Annotated in this window: 19 protein-coding genes and 3 pseudogenes; 6 read left to right on the forward strand and 16 right to left on the reverse strand. The window is 69.7% G+C overall.

The genetic code is table 11. The features are described from left to right. Positions 1-59: 59 nt before the first annotated feature. From AB0B41_RS01950 to AB0B41_RS01995, 10 genes and pseudogenes are all read right to left on the reverse strand, one after another. Complete coding sequence (locus tag AB0B41_RS01950; RefSeq protein WP_358197871.1) at positions 60-1,019, reverse strand: AraC family transcriptional regulator; 960 nt, start codon at positions 1,017-1,019, stop codon at positions 60-62. Beyond that, positions 1,019-1,471 carry a DUF1931 family protein gene (locus tag AB0B41_RS01955; protein ID WP_358197873.1) on the reverse strand — a complete coding sequence of 151 codons (453 nt, stop codon included), beginning with the start codon at positions 1,469-1,471 and terminating at the stop codon, positions 1,019-1,021. Before AB0B41_RS01955 ends, AB0B41_RS01950 begins: the two co-directional genes overlap by 1 nt. A gap of 15 nt (positions 1,472-1,486) precedes the next feature. Continuing rightward, positions 1,487-1,637, reverse strand: a pseudogene (locus tag AB0B41_RS01960) (pyridine nucleotide-disulfide oxidoreductase); the annotation flags it as partial. Between the two features lie 328 nt (positions 1,638-1,965). Beyond that, complete coding sequence (locus tag AB0B41_RS01965) at positions 1,966-2,238, reverse strand: UBP-type zinc finger domain-containing protein (protein ID WP_358197875.1); 273 nt, start codon at positions 2,236-2,238, stop codon at positions 1,966-1,968. Continuing rightward, positions 2,235-2,648 (reverse strand): hypothetical protein, encoded by a 414-nt coding sequence (locus AB0B41_RS01970; RefSeq protein WP_358197877.1) that lies wholly within the window; start codon positions 2,646-2,648, stop codon positions 2,235-2,237. Before AB0B41_RS01970 ends, AB0B41_RS01965 begins: the two co-directional genes overlap by 4 nt. Continuing rightward, a complete protein-coding gene (locus AB0B41_RS01975; RefSeq protein ID WP_358197879.1) occupies positions 2,645-3,205 on the reverse strand; it encodes a thioredoxin domain-containing protein in 561 nt (186 codons plus the stop codon). Before AB0B41_RS01975 ends, AB0B41_RS01970 begins: the two co-directional genes overlap by 4 nt. Before the next feature lie 3 nt (positions 3,206-3,208). Beyond that, positions 3,209-3,799, reverse strand: a complete 591-nt coding sequence (locus AB0B41_RS01980; RefSeq protein ID WP_358197881.1) for a DNA starvation/stationary phase protection protein — start codon at positions 3,797-3,799, stop codon at positions 3,209-3,211. Positions 3,800-3,975: 176 nt separating this feature from the next. After that, positions 3,976-4,102, reverse strand: a pseudogene (locus AB0B41_RS01985) (DJ-1/PfpI family protein); the annotation flags it as partial. A gap of 171 nt (positions 4,103-4,273) precedes the next feature. Further along, complete coding sequence (locus AB0B41_RS01990; RefSeq protein WP_358198195.1) at positions 4,274-4,513, reverse strand: hypothetical protein; 240 nt, start codon at positions 4,511-4,513, stop codon at positions 4,274-4,276. 98 nt (positions 4,514-4,611) lie between these two features. Next, positions 4,612-5,007 (reverse strand): annotated as a pseudogene (locus AB0B41_RS01995) (DUF2905 family protein); the annotation flags it as partial. Between AB0B41_RS01995 and AB0B41_RS02000 the strand changes: the two are divergent. Further along, positions 4,902-5,351: a GreA/GreB family elongation factor gene (locus AB0B41_RS02000; protein WP_358197883.1), complete on the forward strand. Its 450-nt coding sequence runs from the start codon at positions 4,902-4,904 to the stop codon at positions 5,349-5,351. The pseudogene AB0B41_RS01995 and the gene AB0B41_RS02000 sit on opposite strands and share 106 nt — an antisense overlap. A gap of 114 nt (positions 5,352-5,465) precedes the next feature. Further along, a complete protein-coding gene (locus tag AB0B41_RS02005) occupies positions 5,466-6,638 on the forward strand; it encodes a low temperature requirement protein A (RefSeq protein ID WP_358197885.1) in 1,173 nt (390 codons plus the stop codon). 101 nt (positions 6,639-6,739) lie between these two features. Here the strand turns inward: AB0B41_RS02005 and AB0B41_RS02010 are convergent, their stop codons facing one another. Together AB0B41_RS02010 and AB0B41_RS02015 are read right to left on the reverse strand one after the other, a co-directional pair. Then, entirely contained in the window at positions 6,740-6,943 is a 204-nt protein-coding gene (locus tag AB0B41_RS02010; protein WP_358197887.1) for a hypothetical protein, read from the reverse strand. A gap of 404 nt (positions 6,944-7,347) precedes the next feature. Next, complete coding sequence (locus AB0B41_RS02015; protein ID WP_358197889.1) at positions 7,348-7,677, reverse strand: hypothetical protein; 330 nt, start codon at positions 7,675-7,677, stop codon at positions 7,348-7,350. A gap of 239 nt (positions 7,678-7,916) precedes the next feature. Between AB0B41_RS02015 and AB0B41_RS02020 the strand changes: the two genes are divergently transcribed. Beyond that, positions 7,917-8,768, forward strand: a complete 852-nt coding sequence (locus tag AB0B41_RS02020; protein ID WP_358197891.1) for an aldo/keto reductase — start codon at positions 7,917-7,919, stop codon at positions 8,766-8,768. A 223-nt stretch (positions 8,769-8,991) separates the two neighbouring features. Here AB0B41_RS02020 and AB0B41_RS02025 read toward each other — a convergent pair whose 3' ends face one another. Continuing rightward, positions 8,992-9,447 (reverse strand): MFS transporter, encoded by a 456-nt coding sequence (locus AB0B41_RS02025; protein ID WP_358197893.1) that lies wholly within the window; start codon positions 9,445-9,447, stop codon positions 8,992-8,994. A gap of 140 nt (positions 9,448-9,587) precedes the next feature. On the opposite strand from AB0B41_RS02025, the gene AB0B41_RS02030 reads away from it, so the two are divergent. The 3 genes from AB0B41_RS02030 to AB0B41_RS02040 all read left to right on the forward strand — a co-directional run bounded on the left by AB0B41_RS02030 (position 9,588) and on the right by AB0B41_RS02040 (position 10,854). Next, positions 9,588-10,199, forward strand: coding sequence for an LLM class flavin-dependent oxidoreductase (locus AB0B41_RS02030; protein WP_358197895.1), 612 nt, complete (start codon positions 9,588-9,590; stop codon positions 10,197-10,199). Then, entirely contained in the window at positions 10,160-10,447 is a 288-nt protein-coding gene (locus tag AB0B41_RS02035; RefSeq protein WP_358197897.1) for a hypothetical protein, read from the forward strand. The genes AB0B41_RS02030 and AB0B41_RS02035 overlap by 40 nt, the downstream gene beginning before the upstream one ends. A 77-nt stretch (positions 10,448-10,524) precedes the next feature. Beyond that, the gene (locus AB0B41_RS02040; RefSeq protein ID WP_358197899.1) at positions 10,525-10,854 is read left to right on the forward strand and encodes a hypothetical protein; all 330 of its coding nucleotides are present in this window, start codon (positions 10,525-10,527) and stop codon (positions 10,852-10,854) included. Between the two features lie 759 nt (positions 10,855-11,613). Here AB0B41_RS02040 and AB0B41_RS02045 read toward each other — a convergent pair. From AB0B41_RS02045 to AB0B41_RS02055, 3 genes are all read right to left on the reverse strand, one after another. After that, the gene (locus AB0B41_RS02045; RefSeq protein ID WP_358197901.1) at positions 11,614-13,290 is read right to left on the reverse strand and encodes an NAD(P)/FAD-dependent oxidoreductase; all 1,677 of its coding nucleotides are present in this window, start codon (positions 13,288-13,290) and stop codon (positions 11,614-11,616) included. A gap of 869 nt (positions 13,291-14,159) precedes the next feature. Continuing rightward, complete coding sequence (locus tag AB0B41_RS02050) at positions 14,160-14,672, reverse strand: cupin domain-containing protein (RefSeq protein ID WP_358197903.1); 513 nt, start codon at positions 14,670-14,672, stop codon at positions 14,160-14,162. A 309-nt stretch (positions 14,673-14,981) separates the two neighbouring features. Next, positions 14,982-16,586, reverse strand: a complete 1,605-nt coding sequence (locus AB0B41_RS02055) for an FAD-binding oxidoreductase (protein ID WP_358197905.1) — start codon at positions 16,584-16,586, stop codon at positions 14,982-14,984. Positions 16,587-16,910 lie beyond the last annotated feature (324 nt).

Consider the following 16,910-nt stretch of genomic DNA (forward strand, 5'->3'; position numbering starts at 1 on the left):
CCGAGCGGGCCGACGCCCCGTTGCTTCAGGCCCGTCCCGAGCAGGACCGGGCCTGATCGTCAGGCGAAGGCGGGACCACGCAGCGTCTGCCCCGGGGAGCAGCCGAAACGCGCGCCGTAGGCCGCCACGAACGGCTGCGGCCGGAATCCCCACGATCTCGCGACCGCGGTCACCGTGGTCTCTCCAGGCCGGTAGAACTGCAGGTCACGGTGTGCCCGCCCGAGCCGGACCCGGCCGACGTCGTGCCCGGGGCGCACCTCCCGATGCCGCAGCCAACAACCTTCGAGGGCTCGGACGCTCAGCCCGGCATCCTCGGCGAGGCCTGTCAGCGTCAGGGGGCGCTCCGGATGGGCCTCGATGTAGTCGACACATCGGCGCACGGCCCGGGGACCCCACGTGGGTACGCGTTCGTCGAGCGCGTCGCGGTGCGGATGGTCGGCCGCGAGCAGCAGCCGAACCAGCAGAGCGTCCTGCAGCGGCTCGGCGCTCATCGGGTTGTCCAACACCGAGGATGTGTCGGTGGTGGCGTCGGCAACCAGCCGCACCGTGCCCGCCCACGTCCGGCCTGCCGCGGAGCTCACGGTCATCGAGGTGAGCAGTCGCAGGGGGCGGGGCACGGTCCGGCCGAGCAACGCCTCCAGCATGTCCTCCAACGCGGCCGACCCGACGTCGACCAGCAGCACGTCGAAGCGGTCGCCGGTGACCACCGTGGTCTCCGGCCACGGGGAGAAGACGGCGGCACGGCCCGGACCCAGGTCCAGCTCCTTGCCGCGGTGGTCGGCGTGCAGCGGCCCGCGCAGCGGCAGCCCGACCTGGTAGCTCGGCCGATCGGGCAGCCGCAGGTGGATTCCGTCGGTGCCGCGGGTCTCCTCGACGGCCAGCGGGCCACGGGTGACCCGGTGGGTATGGAACGCGAACGGCGCTGTCGGGACGTGATCGAGGTGCAGTGTCTGCGGGAGCTGGGCGTCCACCCGGCCGACGTCGGTCACATGGACGTCGGCGAACCGGGGAGTGGTCATCAGTACACCTGCCGTAAGAGGTCGGTGACGCGGTCCCAGTGTTCCGTGGACGGGTTGACGACCTCGGGGTCAACGGCGCGGAAGGCCCGGGCGAAGGCGATGCTCAGGCCGCCGAACAGCTCCGGCAGCATCTCCTCGGTCTCCTCGGAGAAGGTCATGTCGGCAGGCGGTCGGCGCACGGCCTCTGCCAGGACGGCGCGGATGTCGACCGCCTCGTCCAGCTTGTTGAATTCGCGCATCCGCTCCTGAAGCCCCTTCGTGATCGGCAGGTCCATCGGAGCGATGACGTCCCGATCGTTCCACCTGGCGGAGTTCCGGCCCGCGATGGCGATGTCGTCGACCATCTGGTCGACGAACTCGCGGAACCGCTTCACGTCGCTCTTGTCCACCTTGAGCTGCGCCACCGAGCGGAAGAACCGCTCGAACACCGGAACGCTCGACGGGCCTGCCATCCCCACGCCTCCTCGCTATCCCACCTGCGCCAGGTGCTCGTGCACCGGGCGGACCGCCATCGCTCCTTCGCCGACCGCGGACGTCACCCCGCTTGATCGATCCGCTGCGAACGTCGCCTGCCGCGAACACACCCGGGATAGTCGTCTCCAGCAGCGCGGGCGTCCGCCGCGGTTCCCGATCGGCGTCGTCGCGCCCGGCGGCCAGGGCCGCGTCCTGGCCGGTGCGCATGGAGGAGCCGGGGTCGAGCGCGAGGTGCCTGCCAGCCAGCCGGTGCACGGATCCGCTAGCGCGACGATGGACGCCTCGTCGGGGCGGCCCTCGGTGATCAGCAACTCGCTGCGCGAGGTCGGCCGCCGCGAGCCGTAGCCGCTCAAGATCCGGATCTGTTCCTCGCTCAGCCGAGGGTAGGCGCCGGACAGGTCGGGTGTCTCGCCGGATGGTGCCGTGGCCAGCAGCTCCTCGACATCGGGGGCGACACCAACGGACTCCTGCGTCATACGAACGCCTCGTCCACGTAGCACCACCGCCAGTTCTCGCCGCGTTCCAGCGAGCGGACGATCGGATGGCCGATCACGCCTGCGTGCGCTCGGGCGTGCCGCATTGGGGAGGAGTCACAGCACCCGACGTGCCCGCAGGTCAGGCACAGCCGCAGGTGCAGCCACGGGGTGCCCATGCGCAGGCACTCCTCGCAACCGGGGGTGCGCGGGGTGACGTCCCGGATCCACGCCACGTGCGGATCGGTGACCACCGGGTGGGGGGCGGTCACCGGCGGTCTCCCAGTGCCAGCGCCGCACCGATGCCGACCAGCCAGGAGTCCTTGGCCAGCGCGATGCCGTCCTGCGTGGGCAAGAGCGTGCCGGGCCTGCGCATCCCCGGGGTCCGCGCGTACAGGCCGAGCAGCCCGGCTCCGAACCCGAGCAGCCCGAGGCCTGCCAGTCGCGCCGGGACGAGCGGAATGACCAGCGCGGCCCCGATCAGCACTTCGGCCGCAGCCAGCGACTTGGCGAAGGTGACCGGCTCGACGGCGTCCAGGAACGGGTAGGCCCCGCTGGCGAAACCGTGCAGGTACTTCGCCGTCTCCTCGTCGGGATCCCGCTTGTGCAGGCCCGAGTCCAGGATGTACGTGCCTGCGGTCAGCCGCAACGGCAGCTGCCAGGCGAGGTCGTGCCCCTTCATGACGGCTCCTTCTCTTCGGAGGGTTTCGGTTCGGCGAGGGCGTCGTCCAGCCGGCGCCGTAACTCCGCCACGGGGCCGGCCCCCGCCTGCCGGGCGGCGACTTCCCCGCCGCGCAGCACCAGCAGTGTGGGCACGGCCGGGATTCGGAACCGCTGGCCGAGCGCGGGTGTCCGATCGACGTCGACCTTGACGATTGTGATCACGCCAGCCCGTTCGGTGGCCAGCTGTTCCAGCGCGGGGCTGACCAGGCGGCACGGACCGCACCAGGTCGCCCAGAAATCCACCAGCACCGGGAACGACGCCCGGGACCTCGGCGAGGCCGTCCCGCCGTCCGGCACCGCGTCGCGCAGTAGCGCCCTGGCGATCCTGGTCTCCGCCACGTGGGCGATGTAGCGGCGCAGCGGCCGGGCCCCGTACACGGGGTCGTATCCCGCTCGGGCGATGTGCACCAGGGCCGCCGGACTCACCTCCAGAGTCAGGCCGCGCGCGGCCAGCCTGCGGTGCAGGTCACCGGACCTGCAGAAGCGCCAGCGGTCCGGCCTACCCAAATCGACCACAGGTCAGCCCCTGTCGTCGGACCGGACCAGGGGGGTGTCGACCAGATGCTCGGCGAGGAACCACGCCTGCATCTCCCCGGTCCGGATGACCTCCGAGACGATCAGGTCATTCGTGCCGTCGTCGCCCTCCTGGTCGACCCGCCCCGCCGCATCGTGCGCCTCGGCGAGAATGATCTCGTGGGCCTCCAGGAGCCGGGAGAGCATGTCGGGTACGGCTTCGACACCGTCGGGTGAGCGCGGGATCGAGGTGATCTCGGCGGCGTGCCGCGGATCGCCCACGGCGACGCCGCCGAGCGTCTGCACGCGCTCGGCGAGCGTGTCGATGATCCCGAGCTGCTCGGCGGCGTGCTTGTCCAGCAGCAGGTGCAGGGCGTAGAACGTGGCGCCCCGCACGAGCCAGTGATGCTTCTTGTACAGCGCGTAGAGCACTTGCGTGTCGGCCAGGAGCCGGTTGAGGCGCTGGCACGAGTACAGCCGAGTCGCGGCGGGCAAGGCAATGGGGAAGTGCCGGACCGTGCCGAAGGCCTGCAGTTCGTGGCCGTGCTGGTGCAGCCAGGGTTGCGAAGGGGCCGCGAGCTTCGAGGTCGTGGTCATGAGCCCTCCCGGTGACGTCAGGGACTCCAGTCTCGGCCGTGTCAACCGCGTGGATCCCCGGTCCGACGGGCTGAAATCGACGGATCGGACTCGGCCCGACGGCGCAGCCGCCGCCCACACTCCGCCGCGACCGGTGGGGAAGCCGGGGCTAACGGGACCGACGGTGGCGACCGCGCCTCCTCGTCAAACCACTCTGCGCCCGCGTTGCGTAGATCCGGTCTGCAGGCTCGGCCAGGACGTGAGCCGGTGCCCGGTGACGGCGCCCGCCTCGAGCAGCGTCGACGGCCCGTGGCAGATCGTGCTCGATCGGCGAGTACGCCATCACCGGAATGCCGTGGGCGGAGAGCCACGGCAGCAGGGTGTACTCCGGTCCGCGACGGACGAGGTTGTAGGGGACCTGGTCGGTCTGCGCCTGGTCCCCGCCCAGCACGGCGGTCAACTCGATCAGGTCGTCGACGTCGAGGTTGCTCACCCCTAGTAGCGGATCAGCCCTGCAGCCTGCAGGTCGGCGAAGCCCGCGACGGTTCCGTCGAGCGTGACCCGGCCGTGCCCGTGCAGGAGGTAGAGATCGCTCGATCGTCCCGACAGGTCGACACCGGCAGGCGAACGTGGGCTGAGGTGCCGGATGCGCGCCCGATGCGCCGCGATGACGAGCGGTACGGGCGGGTGGCCGCTGGGCGCGTCGAGCAGCCAATCTCCGGCGACCCACGGCACGCCCGACCGGCAACGCCGCCAGGTCGGAGCCACAGGTAGCGGCCTTGGCAGGCCTGCCCTGCCGCTGGGCACGCAGGTCGTCTGGCCGGGATGGAGATCCGGGTGCTGCCGCTGCTGATCTTGACATCGCCGGGCAGATTGCCCAGCCGCGACAGCGCTCCCGTCCAGGTGAGGAGCCCGCCGAGGAGCAGGACCAGGCCTCCGCCGCCGAGCCACGGACCTCCCTCACCGGTCACGGGGCATCGACCTCTGCACCTCACGTCTCCGCCGCACTCTCCTCCGGTCGCGGCCAGCCGTCCTGGCCCTCCCGGGAGGAACGCACGGTCCGAGTCCGCCCTCGTGGGCCGGGCCCGGCCCGCGCTGCCGCGTGCCAGCGTGGGATATGACAATGACCGCGCACGATGAGCGTCACGCCCTTCTCGAGGAACTGAAGCTGCTGCGGACCCGCCGTCGCGAGCTCCAGGAGAGCCTCGTGGCCGACGACCACCAGCCACACGACTTCGGCGAGCACGGCTCTATCACCGAGCTCCGTGACGAGATCGACTGGATCGAGCGGCGCATTCGCGATCTCGTGCACTACCTCTCGAAGACGGGTCGGCCGGACGGGGACCTGTCCGAGCGGGTCGGCTTGTACAGCGTGGTGACGCTCCGCTACCCGGACGGATCCCGGGAGACCGTGCAGGTCACCCGGTTTCCCGACGAGGACGTCCCGGCGGTCACGCCGGAGAGCCCTCTCGGACGGGCACTGCTCGGGGCCCGGCCGGGGGAGGAGATCGAGTGGACTGCCCCCGAAGGGAGCCTGCGAGCGCGTGTTGAACGGGTGCGCCGGCCCGTGTAGTCGGCCGTCTGCGCGAATCTGGCAGGTGTCGTGCACCGCGATGTGAAGCCCGGCAACGTGCTCACAGCCTCCAGCGGATTAGCTATCCGGGCACCGCGGGGGAATCCCGGCGAAATGAGCGAGGAACGGGCAACACCGTCGTCCGACGAGCAGGCGCCGGACGAGGTGCAGAACCAGTCGGTCGGCACCCTGGAGCTGTTCTTCGACCTGGTCTTCGTCTACGCGATGGCCCAGGTCACGGTCCTGATCCGGGCCGACATCTCCTGGGTGGGTTTCGGTCATGGGCTGCTCGGGCTGGCCGCGGTGTGGTGGGCGTGGGTCTGTTACGCCTGGTTGACCAACACCTCGGCCCACGCGGGGCCGCTTCCTCGGGTGCTGATCTTCCTGGCGATGGCGGCGATGCTGGTCGCCGCTGTCGCGCTGCCGCAGGCGTTCGGCGCCCGCGCGCTGGTCTTCGGGCTCGCGTTCCTGGCCGTCCGCCTGATCCACGTCGTGCTACTGGTTCTCGACGTGCGCGGCGAGGCCGCCGTGGGCGCCGCAGCGTTGCGGCTGGTCCCCACCCTGCTCACCGGGCCGACGCTCGTCGTGGCCGCGGCGTTCCTCGAGTCGCCGGTCCGGGAGCTGCTGTGGATGGCAGCTGCCGTGATCGACTTCTCCGGGCCGCTCCTCGTCGGCACAGACGGTTGGCGGGTCGCGCCGTCATACTTCGTCGAACGGCACGGTCTGGTCGTCATCATCGCGTTGGGTGAGGCGATCGTGGAGGTCGGTGCCGGGGCCGAGCAGAACCTGGCCCGGCCCGGGGTGCTCGTCGGGGTCGTGCTCGCGGTGTTGATCGCGGCCGGGTTGTGGTGGTCCTACTTCGGCTACATTCGCGCCGGTGCAGAGCGCCGGTTGCGGGGCACCGAGGGCCAGGATCGGGTGCGGTTGGCGCGTGACTCCTACAGCTACCTGCACCTGCCGCTGGTGGCCGGGGTCGTGTTCTTCGCGCTTGGGGTGCACGAGGCGGTTGCCGGGGTGGACGGGCCCCTGCAGCTGCTGCCTGCGCTGGCCCTGGCCGGCGGGGTTGCGCTGTTCTTCGCCGCCGATGTCGGCTACCGCTGGCGGGACCACCACCAGCTGGCCACCGACCGGGTGCTCGCTGCGCTGGCCGCGGCCGCGGTCATCCCGCTCGGCATGTTCGCTCCCGCGCTAGCCGCGCTCGCGGCACTGACCGCCGTCTGCGTGGTCCAGACCGGATGGGAGCTCTGGCGGCGACCCGAGATCGGGCCTGTCGGCAGCTCCCACTGAGCAAAGGAGGAAGGTCGATGGCGCAGGTGTTCGCCCTCGAAATCCCGGTGTGGGAGATCGTCCTTGGCGCACTCGTGGTATATCTCGCGCTGGCGAGCCTGTCACCAGTACCACCCGTATGTCGCCTCCAGCACCACCTCCGGGTCGGGGCCGGCCTTGGCAAGCTCCAAGCCCAGCGCGACCGGGTCGTTGTCCATGCGGACCCAGCTCAGCTGCTCGCCGTCGGTGGTCATCCGCACAATCACACTGCGGCGCCGGTGCAGATCGATACCCACGTGCTGGCGACCGTCGTACTCTCCGTTCACAGGGGCCTCCCTCAACGTGTCCTTGGACAGCACTCCCGAGCATCCGCTCGGGACCACGAAGGGCGGAGGCCCCGCCTTTTCATCGCATCAAGCAGCGATCCGGGCGGGACTGACCTGGGCGTCTGCCCGTAACGCCGGTAGATGACGTCGGAGAGTCGACGCTTGAGGATCCGGAGGGCTTCCATCCCACCGTCGCCAGCGGCCTTGCGGCGGGCGAGCATGGGCGTAGTCGTCCTTGCGTCAGATGCGCGCAGCCGGGTATGGCACCTGGCACCTGCCCGAACTCCCGGCACCGCGGCCGCGATGAGGTCGCTGCGCTCGGCCCGATACCGAGTCGGCGACGCCGCACTTACCCGAGGAGCATCGCGGGGCTGCGGAGCCGAGCAGGGTCCGGGCACAGTTACTCATCTTGATCTTTTCCTGTGCGTGGCCGAGGGCCCGTCTGCCGTTCCCTCGTAGTCCCGAAGATCCGCCCCGCTGCTCTTCCACGCCGTCACCCCGGCGTGGGCTCGACCGGTCGCGATGACCGTGATGACGAACCCGGCGGTGGTCGAGTAGCCGATGATCCGGATGGCGCCGCAGTTCCCACCAAGCACCCCCCGGACGAGGCCGAAGCCACCTACTACGCTCGCCCGCCCCCGCCCGAACACCTCGGGCCCGTGCTGGTGCGGCCGGCTCCGGGACGCCACCGGCGGGTCGCCGTCGGTTCGCGTGCCGTGGGGGCCGGTACTCATGAGGTCATCGCTCCCGCGGCCGCGGAGCCCGGGGCGCGGTGCGGGGCGCGGGCCGCGCAACGATGGTCCGACGACGCCGGCCCGCATGCCTCGGCCCACCGGAGCAAAGCCACGTCACCAGGTGGGCCTCGCGAGGTGGAGGCGGGTGTCCGGGGCCTGGACCAGGATGGGTGACCTACCGGCAGCGGGCGCAGAACCATGGCGCAGAACCATGGCGCCGGCGCCGGCCGGAGGTGGAGATGACCGCGAGCACGGGTATCGGCAGGGTGGCGCTGCCGTCCGGCGAGCGCATCGGCGCGCTGGGCCAGGGCACCTGGTACCTCGGGGAGAACCCGGCGACGCGGGCCGCGGAGATCGCAGCCCTGCGCACCGGCCTGGACCTGGGCCTCACCGTGGTCGACACCGCCGAGATGTACGGGCAGGGCGCGTCGGAGATCCTGGTCGGCGAAGCGCTCGCGGGCCGGCGCGACGAGGTGTTCCTCGTCGACAAGGTGCTGCCGAACCACGCCACCGCGGCGGGGACGATCCGGGCGTGCCGGCAGAGCCTCGCCCGGCTCGGCACCGACCGGATCGACCTCTACCTGCTGCACTGGCGAAGTACCGTCCCGCTCGCCGAGACCCTCGCCGGGTTCGCCGAGCTGATCGACGCGGGGGCGATCCGCTACTGGGGGGTGAGCAACTTCGACATCGACGACATGACCGAGCTGGTGAACGAGGCGGGCGGGGCCACCGTCTCCACGGACCAGATCCTCTACAACCTCACCCGCCGCGGCCCGGAGTACGACCTGATCCCCTGGCTGCGCCGCAACCGCCTGCCGGTGATGGCCTACTCGCCGGTGGAGCAGGGCCGCCTCCTCCACGAGCCCACCCTGGCCGCGATCGCCCGCCGGCACGACGCGACGTCCGCGCAGATCGCCCTCGCCTGGGTCCTGCGCAACGACGGGGTCACCACGATCCCGCGCTCGGGCAATCCCGAGCACGTGCGGGAGAACGCCGCCGCCCTGGACATCCGGCTCACCACCGAGGACCTCGCCGCCCTCGACGGGGTGTTCCCGCCGCCCCGGCGCCCGATGCCCCTCGAGGTGCTCTGAGTTCAGAACTCCGCGCTCGTGACATCACTCATGACACGAAATCGCGCTGAAAGGCGCTGCGGAAGGGGCTGGAGAGGGAGTTCGCGCCAGCCTTGTCGCTGGTAGAAGGTTCGAGAGGGGAGCGCCCCGCGCTCTACACCCGAGCGGTCGCAGGTTCGATCCCTGCCGCGCCCACCCAGTTCAGCACGGCAGAGCTGCTCAGTCCTGTCACGACACGCCGGTGTCATGACACCAGTTGTGACACCACCTCCGCCGATCGCGCTTCAGCGTGCGGCGGACGTGAGGGGAGTTGAGTCACGACACGCCGAGCGTAGCGTGCCGCGTGCGGGGCACCTTTATGTACCGGATCCGGGTGGGGGAACGACTCGACGAACACGGTGTAGCCGGGGGAGAAGGACTGTCCGAGCACCACCAATCCGACGAACACGACGCCGGTCAGGATGAGGTTGGTCGCCGTGGTCAACACGTAGAACAGCGGGATGAAGAGCACGATCGTCCCTGCCGCGGCGCCGATCATCAGCGTCCGACGGCCGACCCGGTCGCTCCACGCCCCGAACAGCGGTGTGCTCAGCGCGCCCAGGGCCATGACGACCGCGGTGAGCCAGTAGACGGTGTTCTTGTCGTAGGCGAGCTGTTGGATCAACAGGACGCTCACGTAGACCATCACGACGTGCGCCACGGTTTTGAGAGAGCGTCGGTGTAGGCGACGACGCGCAGGACGGCCAGCGGGGCGGAGCGCAGCGCCTCGAGCAGCGGCGCCTTGACGACGGCCGCGAGCACCCGCCGAAGGCAGAGCGCTACGCCCGGCTGCGGGAGGCCGTGGACCTGGCGGGCGAGCTGTGGGACGTCTTCGACGACGACGCGGTGATAGCCGACCGCGAGGCCGGGGTGTGGGCGGCCCCGGCGAAGGTCCACCCGGTGAAGTTCGAGGGCGGGTTCTACCGGTCGGCGGGTCACCTGTTCCAGCACCGGTCGCCGCAGGGCAGGCCGGTGATCGTGCAGGCCGGCCAGTCGCCGACCGGGATCGACTTCGCCGCCCGCAACGCCGAGGTCGTCTTCACCGCGCAGACCGACCTGGACCTGGCCCGCGAGTACTACCGGGAGATCAAGGAGCGCGCCGCCGCCGCGGGCCGCGATCCGGAGTCGGTCCGGGTGCTGCCCGGCTTCACCCCGGTGACCGCGGGGTCGGCCGCGGCCGTGGAGGCGCTCGAGGCGGAGCTGGACCGCTACGTCGACATCGAGTCCACCCTCAAGGACGCCGCGGTCCAGGTCCAGGCGGACCTGAGCGACCTGACCTCGACGCGCCGCTCCCGCCGGACCGGCTGCGGGCGCCGGAGGACATGCCCGCGGACTTCGTCGGCGGCAGCCGATACCGCAACCACTACGACCTCGTGCAGAAGGGGGTCACGCTGCGCCGGTTCCTGGCGCTGATCGACCGCGGGCTGGGGCACCCCTACCTGGCGGGCACGGTCGACGAGGCCGCCGACCTCATGGGGGAGTGGTTCGAGGCGCGGGCCTGCGACGGCTTCGCCCTCACCCCGGTGACGGTCCCAGAGGGGCTGGACTCGGTGTGCGACGAGCTGCTCCCCGAGCTGCGCCGCCGCGGCCTGGCCCGCACCAACTACGAGGGCACCACCCTGCGCGAGCACCTGGGCCTGGCCCGGCCGGGCCCCTCGTGACCACGCTCGCGGCAGTCCGAGGACGGCATCCCGGCCGGGTCGCGACGGTGATGGCGGTCGGGACGACCGTCGTCGCGGTGCCGGTGTTCCTGGTCAGCGGTCTCGCAGTGCAGATTGAGTTGGACATCGGGCTCACGACGGCGCTCCTCGGCATTGTCGTCGCCCACTACTGGGCCGCCGCCACACTGTGCTCCGGGCTCGGCGGCCGGGTGGCGCAGCGGTACGGGTCGCGGGTCGGCATGATCGCCTCGCTGGTGCACGGCTGCGTGGCGGTGCTCGGCATCGCGCTGGCCGCGCCCACCTGGCCGCTGCTGATCCCGTGGCTCGTCCTGCCCGGGGCGTCGAACGCCCTGGGCGGGGTATGCGCTCCCTCGCCGAGCCGTCACTGCGACGCTATCCGTCGGTGATCGTCGCCCAGTTCCGCAGCCCGCAGCGGGTGTCCGGACGGCCTGCGACATCGCCAGCACCGCCCCCAGCGTCGACCGCATCGCCCGGCGGGCACGCGCTCGTAGCGAGCTGAAAGGAACTACGTCCATGCCTGCCCGGGCAAAGTGGACAGGCAGTCGACATGGACACCACCGCGTGCGGAGGATCGTCCAGTTCTTCAGTCGCCGCCATCGTGCTCGACTACGCCGACGAACGGCGAGGACCTGCCCGCCGGTGAAGTCGGTGAGCTGGCCACCGAGGAGCCGCAGGTCGTGGCCGGGTACTGGAGCAAGCCGGAGAAGACCGCGAAGGTGGGCGCGCTTGAGGCTCGAACGGGCCACCACAGCCGGCCGCGCGCAGCAGCGCGCCGAGTTGGACGCGCCGCAACCCGCGGACATCTCCGCGCCGAGGGCCGGCGGGCTTCCTTCGAGGACCGTGTTGCTTGCCGACGGGCTCGCCGAGGCCGCCGCCCAGTTCGGCGACCTCGGCGACCGGATCGCCGCCCTGGACGCCACACTGCGCGCGACCCAAGAACGCGCTCGAGGACCGACGCGGCCGCGCGCGACCTGGTCGACACCCACAGGGCCGACCACGGCCAGGCGCTCGACCGGCTGCCTGGTCACGGTCCCGGACACCTGCCCCCGACAGCGATGAGGCCCCGACGACCGGCACAATCCGGCGGACGGCGCTTGACGTAGCGGGGAATCACGCCTCGAACACCACCTCCAAAGACGTGACCGTCAGCTCAGTACGAACCCTTCGTAGCCCTTTTCCGCTGATTCACTGCATTGCTGGAAGAATCGTGGCAGCCCGCCTGGGTAGTTCAGCTGCTGGCGAACCTTTCCTGGGATGTTGGCGCCCATGTACCACGAATCGGCCAATGGGAACAGAGACGCGTTGGTCAGCTCGTCGATCTGCTTTCTCCAAGCCTTTTCCGCCTCAGTCGTTGCCTCGATGCGGGTGACACCATGCTGCCGCATGTACTCCATGCACTTGACGATCCACTCACCCTGCAGCTCCGCACACGTCGGCCCGTTACAGAATGCCGTCGGGCTCTCCGGGCCGTACACGAAGAACATATTCGGGTAGTTCGCCGTGCCCATGCCTAGGTACGTTCTCACACCGTCGGCCCACTTCTCCCGCAGAGTCAACCCCTGCGTGCCACGAATATCGATGCGAGTCAGCCCTCCGGTGACCGCATCAAAACCCGTAGCCAGCACCAGGATGTCTACCGGGTATTCGGCGCCGTCCATCGTCTTGACGCCCGTCGGCGTGATCCTCTCGATCGGAGACTCGCAAAGGTCGACGAGTTCAACGTTGTCCTGGTTGAAGCACTCGAAGTAGAACTGCTCGAGCGAAGGTCGCTTGACCCCGAACGGATGAGGTGGATCCGTGGGTGCCAACTTCTCGGCAGTAGCCGGATCATTGATTCGCGCTCGTGTCTTGTCCCGCCAGAAGGCGTAGAAGAGATCGTTCGCCTCCTTGCTGAAGAACAGGTCGTAATAGGTGCCGAGCCAGGGAGCGAATCCTCCGTACTCCCAGAGTTCCTCGTACTTCGCCTGCCGTTCCTCGGGTGATACATCCAGCGCTGACTTATCGATGAGGTCGTAGTGGAACCCGGCGAACGTCTCACCACGCCTGCTGACCGCGGTCGCGTACTTCTGCTTGATTTGGTGCGCAATCTCCTTGGTCAGCCGTTGTTGTTGCATCGGTAGCGCCAGGACGGGAGTACGCTGGAAGACCGTGAGGTGCGCCGCCTGCCGGCTGGCTTCCTGGATCACCTGTACCCCGCTCGCACCGGTGCCGATGACCCCCACCCGTTTCCCGGTGAAGTCGAGGCCCCCCTGTGGCCACAATCCTGTATGGTGCCACTCGCCCGCGAAATTCTCCACGCCTTCCTCGAAGGACGGGATGTAGGGCGAAGAAGCGAATCCCGTGCACAGGACCACAAAACGCGCCCGGACGACGGTGCCGTTATCCGCGTGAACGATCCATTGCCTGCGCTCATCATCGAACTCTGCGGCCGTGACCCGCGTGTTGAAGCGGATGTCACGGCTGAGGTCGAGCTTCTGGTCGACGTAATGGAAATATCTACGTAGCTCCTGCCACGACGGGAACCGCTCACTGTAGTACCAGTCCCACCACAGGTCCTCGCGGAAGAACTCGTACACCAGGTGGTCGCTGTCCACTCGGGCCCCCGGGTAGCAGTTCCAGTACCAGATGCCACCGAGGTCCTTCCCGGCCTCGAAGAGCTGCACCGAGAACCCCAGATCGCGCAACCGGTCCAGCTGATACAGGCCGGCGAATCCTGCACCCACTATGAGTGCATCGAGCTCCTCGACCCTGTCGCTCATGACCGCTTCGAGCTCGTCAGCCGTTTTGGCGTGCTCCACCGTCTCCGACTGCGGCAAGTTCATACCTGCCGCTCCTTTCCACCGATGAACTGACTTGTTGACGTGCACAGAGGGCGGCGAGGGTCTTGCGGTCGACGGGCTCTACTTGACTGTCACCGCTGCCCAGCGGGCCCAGACGAGTTCCGGGCCGCGTACCGCTTGTCAAGAGTGGAGACATGTGAGATTCGACTCTAGGCGTCAGGCGTTGCGAGGTCCAGGGTCAGCGGGGGCCTGAACCCAGAACATGATCGCGGTCACGTCGAAGGGGTTCGATCCGACGATGTTGACCTACTGGCAGCGCCGGCTGGCCGGCTCCGAGCGGCCGAACCGGAGCTCGACGCGTGAAGCAGACTGTCGCCGAGACGGGGTGCCGACCGGGCGGAAGCAAACGCCGCGGTCGGGATCGACCTGCTCGCCGCACAGAAGAGCCGGTGCAGGTGCTGGTGACTCCGCAGATGGCCTTGCCCAGACCGCGCAGCACGATCGCGAGCCTGGCAGTCGATGACACCAGGCGGACCAGGGTCACCAGCCCGTACGGCAATGCCGATCAGGAGCCCCCGGACCAGGCGCCGCTGCGGGCACCGGACGAGCGCGCTCGGCCTGTGGCATGCAGCCGGTGATGTGCTCCATGGCCCGGAGAGCGTCGGCGACGATCCGGACGTGCTCGACGAGAAGCCGTCGATCGGGGCAAGTTGGGCGACCTCGTCGCCCGGTACTGAAATGTCGGGGTCGGCGTCCGGGTCGTCGGGCTGCTGGCCGAGGTCTTCGGGTCCGACCTGGTTGATCGCGCGGTGCCGGCGGCGTGCGCAGCACCCGTGCGGGCGCCGGACGCCGAAACCCCGACCGCCTGGCTGTCGGCCGGGGTGTCGGTGTCGGCGGGCGGGGGCTGCTCGTCAGCCGGACTTGCGCTCGGCGCCGACCAGGACGTAGACCATCGTGCACGGCCGGTCGCTGCGGTTGTGCCACGCGTGCCGCGTCCCCCGCTGCACCACGCACGTGCCTGGGGTGACGTGGACCTCGGCGCCGTCGTCGAGCTCCAGGTAGATCTCGCCCTCCACACAGACGCCGTAATCGACGCTGTCCGTGGTGTGCATGCCCGGATTGTCGGGCTCGAACACCCCGATCAGTCCTGGCTGGCGCCGCTCCGCCTCGGCCGCCGCCTCCTCCGGGTCGCCGCCGGCCGGCTCCGCCGACTCAGGCGGGAAGCGCACGACGATGAACCGCGTCCCGCCCGAACCGGGGAAGAACGGGAACGGGACGGTCTCGGGGTTGTCCCCGGCACCGACGACCGCAATGCCGTCGCCGGTGCCCCAGATATTGTGGATCTCCAGCCCGAGCACGGTGTCCGGCTCGGTCGCCGAGTCCTGGGCGAACACGGACCGGCCCTCTGCGTTCCGGTCGGTCACGACCTTCCTGACGGTGAACGACACCATCTCTCCTCTCACGGTCGGGTTCGAGCGACTGCGCGGAGCGCGCGTCGCCGATGGTCGTCGAGCGCCGGCCGTGTCCGCGCGGGATGTGGCCGAACGCGGACCCGCGGAGAGGCGTCGGCGCCGACCGGACCCTGCCCGCTCGGCGGCGATCCGGTCCCGGCTCCGTCGACGATAATCCGCAGGTCGCTGTCTGTGCAGGTGCGGACATCCGTCTTCACCTCTCCAGTGGCAACAGCGGTGTGAGGGGACGCTTGCGGCGAAGAATTCTCCTCCAAGGAGTCGTCACGGGTCGACAAGGACCCCGGGATTCAGCACGGCGCGCGGATCGAGCTCGCGCTTGGCCGCGCGCAGGACGGTCGCGAACAGCTCGGGTCGCTCCTGGTCGTACCACCTTCGGTGATCGCGACCCAGGGCGTGATGATGGGTGATCGTGCCGCCGGCCGCGGTCATCGCGTCGGATGCCGCCGCCTTGATGAGCCAGAATTGCTCGATCAGCTTCGCCTTGTCCCCCAGGGCATGCCAGGTGAAGTAGGGCGCCGGCCCGTCCGGGTACACATGCGTGAACCGGACGGTCACCAGGCCCTCCCGCCCGGTCACCTCGCGGATCGCCGCCAGCGTCGCTTCCTTCACCCGCGCCCGGAGCTCCATGTACCGGTCCCAGGTCACGCAGCTCTCCACCGTGTCGCGCATCACGCCGCGGGCGATCGCGTGTTCACGCAGGTACGGGCCCCGCAAGAATTTCTCGCGCCATCTGCCGGCGGCGCCTGACCTGTGCGACTCCGACTGAGCCAGCGTCTCCTCATCCCATTCGCCGCCGTCGTCGCGACAGATCTCCAGCGCACGCTCCATCCAGGGCCCGAGTGGGTGGTCGGCCGACTCGAAACTCAGCACCAGCAGGTCGTGCGCACCGTCCCCGGCCTCGGTGAACTTCACCTCCTCACGCTCGATCAGGCGCACATTGGCAGGGAAGAGCCCCGACTGGGAGATCACACGGACCGCGTTCACGGCCTTCCCGTAGTCGCGGAAACGGACCGTCGTGGCCACCCGTTCGGTCGGCCTGCGGTGCAGTCGGACCCACGCCTCGGTGACGACGCCCAGGGCCCCCTCCGACCCGAGGAACAGCCGGTCCGAGTTCGGGCCCGCCCCCGAGGTCGGTACGCGGCCGGAGGCGAGCACTCCGGCCGGCGTGACGACCCGCAGGCTCTGCACGTAGTCATCGATCTGGGTGTAGGCCGTCGCGTAGTGCCCGGCCGCGCGGGTCGCGATCCAGCCGCCCAGCGACGAGAACTCCCATGCCTGCAGAAAGAACCGCATGGTCAATCCGGTCGGCCTGAGCTGGTTCTCCAGATCCGGGCCGAGCGTACCCGCCTGTATCCGGGCGGCCTGCGACAGCGGATCGACCTCGAGCACCCGGTTCAGGTGCTTCAGGTCGAGCGTCACGTTTCCGGGCCGATGCCCGTCGCGGGGCGGGTTCACACCCCCGACCACGCTCGAGCCGCCACCGTAGGGGATTGCCGCCAGCCCCTCGTCCCCGCACCAATCGAGCACCGCAAGGATGTCTTCCTCGCTGCGGGGGTAGGCGACGACGTCAGGCGGATTCGTGAAGTCGCGGCGATGGATCATCCGTGCGAGGTCGTGCACAGAGCGACCGTAGCTGTGCAACAGCCGCTGGTACTTCGCGTCGGTGCAGCAGGCGCGCAACGCCACCGGAATCTTGACCCGGGAAGCGCGCAGGTCGATCTCCTCCGGCGTCGGCATCGGGACCGGAGTGAAATCCTCCACCCCGAACAGATCTGCCCAACCCCGCTCGGACGACTTGATCTCCTGGGCCGATGCCGCGTCGTCCTCGTAGCCCCAACCGTAGAAACTCCGCCGTCGGGGGGTCACCGGCTCCTCCTCCAGGTCAAGACCATCATGTAGCAGGCATTGGACTCCCTGATTCGACAGCAACCAGGCGCGGCCGTAGGGCCAGATAGCCCAATGGTTCGGTCCCAGGCTTACATCCTCACGTCACTGATCTGAATCGTCGGTTGGGTCGGCGTGTAGTTCGGGATATCGCCCAAGATCTGCTCGGCTGTGGCCTGAACGCCTCTTGGAACGCCGCCGCCGAGTCGAACAGAAGGTGGCCCATGGCGACGAAGGCAGGCGGGGGGGGGCCCCAGGCACGCGCCGCCCCCCCCCACCCCCCAACACCCCACCTCCGCCCCCCCC

This window comes from Pseudonocardia sp. NPDC049154, from assembly GCF_040648315.1.
Taxonomy (GTDB): Bacteria; Actinomycetota; Actinomycetes; order Mycobacteriales; family Pseudonocardiaceae; genus Pseudonocardia.

What these genes read in the sequence shown, in the direction of transcription:
- AB0B41_RS01955 (WP_358197873.1), bottom strand. Translation starts at nt 1,471, where the DNA reads ATGGCAGGCCCGTCGAGCGTTCCGGTGTTCGAGCGGTTCTTCCGCTCG.
- AB0B41_RS02015 (WP_358197889.1), bottom strand. Translation starts at nt 7,677, where the DNA reads ATGAGTACCGGCCCCCACGGCACGCGAACCGACGGCGACCCGCCGGTG.
- AB0B41_RS02045 (WP_358197901.1), bottom strand. Translation starts at nt 13,290, where the DNA reads ATGAACTTGCCGCAGTCGGAGACGGTGGAGCACGCCAAAACGGCTGAC.
- AB0B41_RS02000 (WP_358197883.1), top strand. Translation starts at nt 4,902, where the DNA reads ATGACCGCGCACGATGAGCGTCACGCCCTTCTCGAGGAACTGAAGCTG.
- AB0B41_RS01980 (WP_358197881.1), bottom strand. Translation starts at nt 3,799, where the DNA reads ATGACCACGACCTCGAAGCTCGCGGCCCCTTCGCAACCCTGGCTGCAC.
- AB0B41_RS01950 (WP_358197871.1), bottom strand. Translation starts at nt 1,019, where the DNA reads ATGACCACTCCCCGGTTCGCCGACGTCCATGTGACCGACGTCGGCCGG.
- AB0B41_RS02020 (WP_358197891.1), top strand. Translation starts at nt 7,917, where the DNA reads ATGACCGCGAGCACGGGTATCGGCAGGGTGGCGCTGCCGTCCGGCGAG.
- AB0B41_RS02005 (WP_358197885.1), top strand. Translation starts at nt 5,466, where the DNA reads ATGAGCGAGGAACGGGCAACACCGTCGTCCGACGAGCAGGCGCCGGAC.
- AB0B41_RS01970 (WP_358197877.1), bottom strand. Translation starts at nt 2,648, where the DNA reads ATGAAGGGGCACGACCTCGCCTGGCAGCTGCCGTTGCGGCTGACCGCA.